Here is a 3,761-nt window from a genome sequence, read left to right as displayed (position 1 = left end):
CACCAATGGGCGCCGGGGCCGGATAAATATTCTATCTTCGCCGGGATCATTTGCTACCGGCCCTGGGCTTCCGGCTTTCCGCTTTTAATCGTAACTTGAATCATATCAATTGCCTCATATGCGTACAGCAGCATTATTTTTTACCATAGTTTTCGTTGCCTGCCTGTTTAACAACGGCGCATCTGCACAAGTGAATGCTATTACCCCGGACCATGTGTACTTCAATAATATCAGATCTGTGAAGTTTAATCAGGCCGGCGATCCGCTGAGCTTAGCGATGTATACTATTGGTACCGGTGAGAAGCTGGAGTTGTCGTTCGACGACATGGACAATGATGTAAAGAACTATTACTATTCTTTTGTGCTTTGTAATGCCGACTGGACGCCGGCGCCCGTGAACCAGTTTGATTATATGCGCGGGTTTTCTGAAACGAGGATCCTGAACTATAAGTTATCCAGTATATCATTGCAACGCTATACACATTACAGTGTGCAATTGCCGGGCACTAACAGCTATCCTGTGAAATCAGGCAATTACCTGTTGAAGGTATACCTCGACAGTGATACTTCGCAGCTGGCCTTTACCCGCCGGATGTATGTAGTGGAAAATAAAGCCAGTATATCAGGATTTATCCAGCAGCCTATTGCGCCTAAATTATTCCGTACGCACCAGAAGATCAATTTTGAAATAAACACCGGCGCGCTGAATATCCAGAATCCATTTGACCAGATCAAAGTGGTGGTATTACAAAATTACCGCTGGGATAATGCGCTTACCAAACTGAAGCCACAATTTATTAACGGGAATATTCTAAAATATAATGCGGAGCAGGACTGTATTATGCCCGCCGGTAAAGAATACCGCTGGATTGATCTGCGCAGTTTCCGCCTGCAAACGGAGCGGGTACAGCGTTCGGAATATCACAGCAGCAGTACAGATGTATTTGCCGTAACGGATTATGAAACTGCCGATAAGCAATACCAATTCATTAAAGATATTAACGGAAAGTATTACCTGGCTACCCTGGATGATTATGATCCTAACTTTGAAGGGGATTATGCCACCGTGCATTTTTCCTTTGCCGCACCGGAACCTTATGCAGGGTATGATATGTATATCTTCGGTGAGTTTACCAATTATGAGCTTAACAATAACAACAAGCTTACGTATAATGGTGCCAGTCGTGCTTATGAGGGCAATATTTTCCTGAAGCAGGGGTACTATAACTATATTTACGGGCTGGTGGACAAAACAATGCCTAATCCGAAATTCGATACAGATATGACGGAAGGAAATCACTGGGAAACGGAGAACAACTATACCATTTTGTTGTATTACCGGGCATTGGGAGGAAGGTCTGATGAGCTGGTATCGTCGGTTACACTGAACTCGATTTTGAATCGGAAGTAGGGAGGGGCTACAATCCTTTTTTTATCTTATTATAAAAGTCTTTTACAGGAAAGAATTGATTTTTTTTACCACTTTTACGATATTCCAATAAGCCGTTGTTAGTTAACCGGTCCAGATCATTCCGCGCAGTTTGATTGCTTATAGCGAATTTATTTTGAATTTGTTTGACAGAGAAGTAAGCATCCGGATTTTGGATTATTTCCTGCAAAATGCTTATTTGCCGGTCATTGAACGTGGTATTGCGTAGCAATGTCATTATAAGAAAATGCAGGAAAATGCCCTTCAGTATTGGGTGAAGAAAGAATGTTTGTTTATCCAGATCATTGGCAAGTGTACAAAAATGCTCCATCAAAGTTTCTAATTGGTCGTAGGCGGGAGGAGTGTAAATAGTATCTCCGGTTTGGACATCAACTACTCTAATCTCATTATCTTTTCGAAATGTGCCTTCTTCATCTGTTTGGGTAAGTGTGTTATTGGTTATGATGGTGTGGACCTGGCAAATAGCAGCGGGAGTAAACAACGCATTTTTTATTAGCTACAATCCATTTCATTGCTTCATAGTTGTTTAGAATCATTTTGCTCCTAATTTTTGAAAAATTAGGAGCAAATAGGAAATGCGCTAAAAATTTTACGCGCCTATACTCTGGCGTAGTTTAACAATATTGGCGGCGCCCCGTTTAATGATGATGCGGGTGCCTCTTTCGTAGGTGAAGTAGCGGTAGAACCAGTTAATGAATACCACCAGTTTGTTCCTGAATCCAAGTAAACTCATGAGATGCACTATCATCCAGGCTAACCAGGCAAGGTATCCGCTCATACGCATTCCTGCAAATTCTGCTACCGCCCTGTTGCGGCCAATGGTGGCCATGCTGCCGAGATCCTTATAGTTAAATCCTTTCATGGGTTTATTTTCCAGGGAGAGCCTGAGGTTATGCGCTACATTTTTACCTTGTTGTATAGCCACCTGCGCCACCATGGGGTAGCCTTTGGGGAAGCGGGGATCATTGGTCATCTGGGCGATATCGCCTATTGCATAAATGTTGGTAAAACCTTTGATCTGATTCAATTCATTCACCAGGATGCGGCCATTGGGTAGGATAATGTCTGCCGGAATGCCTTTTACCGGGATGCCTCTTACGCCGGCCGACCAGAGCAGGGATTGTGTTTGGATCAGCTCCCCGGTGCTGAGTGTAACGGTTTTGCCGTCGTATTCTTTTACGCCGGTATTGGTTAGTACGCGAACACCGATCTCCTGCAGGGCTTCCAGTGTTTTCTGCGAGGTGGTTTCACTGAAGGAGGCCAGTAGTTTGGGGCCTGCTTCGATGAGATATACATTCATGAGCGACTGGGGCAGGGTGGGATAATCTTTGGGCATGATGTATTTGCGGAGTTCTGCAAAAGCACCGGCCAGTTCCACGCCCGTAGGACCGCCCCCTACCATCACGAAGTTAAGTTTGGGTTTTATTTCTTCGGGGTTTTGGAGCAGCAGGCTTTCTTCGAATTGTTTCACCACATAGTTCCTGATCTGCACCGCTTCTATGAGGGATTTCATGCCGATGGCATTGTCTTCAATATCTTTATTTCCAAAGAAGTTGGTATTACTTCCGGTGGCAAAAACGAGGTAATCGTAATGTATTTCGCCGATACCGGTTTCCAGTATATTTTCCTCAGAACGGATGCCGGTTACTTCCGCCATGCGAAATACCAGGTTACGCTGTTTCCTGAAGATGCCTCTCAGGGGGAAGGCGATGCTGTCGGGCTCCAGGCCGGCGGTCGATACCTGGTATAACAGCGGTTGAAAAAGATGATAATTGTTCCTGTCGAGTAACACTACCTGTACGGGTGCATGTTTGAGCTGTTTGGCAAGATTTACGCCACCGAATCCACCACCTACTATAACGATTCGCGGTTGTGTTGTTTCCGGGATGTTGGGCTGAATCATAATTCATCAATTTATATGTTGCCGCAATTGCGATGATATGGTAATATTTGTCTTTAACCGGGATATTGCAGGTCTCAAACTGCATACCGTGCTAAAGATTCTCAAAGTTACAAAACTTTCAGAAAAAAATGAAAATTATGGGGATTGGAGCGAAGGTTGTCTGACTCAGGATTAAACTGATTACATTGATTACGCTGATTTGATTACTTTGGATTTTAAAGGATTTGGGGAGATAGGAGCGGATTTTGTCTGACTCAGGATTATGCTGATTACATTGATTACGCTGATTTGATTACTTTGGGTTTTAAAGGATTTGGGGAGATAGAAGCGGATTTTGTCTGACTCAGGATTATGCTGATTACATTGATTACGCTGATTTGATTACTTTGGATTTTAAAGGATTTGGGG

The 3,761-nt window shown here is 43.7% G+C and carries 3 protein-coding genes; 1 reads left to right on the top strand and 2 read right to left on the bottom strand.

All coding sequences use genetic code 11. The features are described 5' to 3' along the window. Window positions 1-118: 118 nt before the first annotated feature. Window positions 119-1,411, top strand: coding sequence for a DUF5103 domain-containing protein (locus VN105_RS19070; RefSeq protein WP_325643136.1), 1,293 nt, complete (start codon window positions 119-121; stop codon window positions 1,409-1,411). Between the two features lie 7 nt (window positions 1,412-1,418). Here the strand turns inward: VN105_RS19070 and VN105_RS19065 are convergent, their stop codons facing one another. Together VN105_RS19065 and VN105_RS19060 are read right to left on the bottom strand one after the other, a co-directional pair. Further along, the gene (locus VN105_RS19065) at window positions 1,419-1,931 is read right to left on the bottom strand and encodes an HTH domain-containing protein (RefSeq protein WP_325643134.1); all 513 of its coding nucleotides are present in this window, start codon (window positions 1,929-1,931) and stop codon (window positions 1,419-1,421) included. Window positions 1,932-2,039: 108 nt separating this feature from the next. Continuing rightward, window positions 2,040-3,353 (bottom strand): NAD(P)/FAD-dependent oxidoreductase, encoded by a 1,314-nt coding sequence (locus VN105_RS19060; protein ID WP_325643132.1) that lies wholly within the window; start codon window positions 3,351-3,353, stop codon window positions 2,040-2,042. Window positions 3,354-3,761: the final 408 nt, after the last annotated feature.

The sequence above is a fragment of the Chitinophaga sp. genome, assembly GCF_035564935.1.
In the GTDB taxonomy this organism is placed as follows: domain Bacteria; phylum Bacteroidota; class Bacteroidia; order Chitinophagales; family Chitinophagaceae; genus Chitinophaga.
The sequence above is the reverse complement of the archived record's forward strand: the minus strand, read 5'-3'. Positions and strand labels throughout refer to the sequence as shown.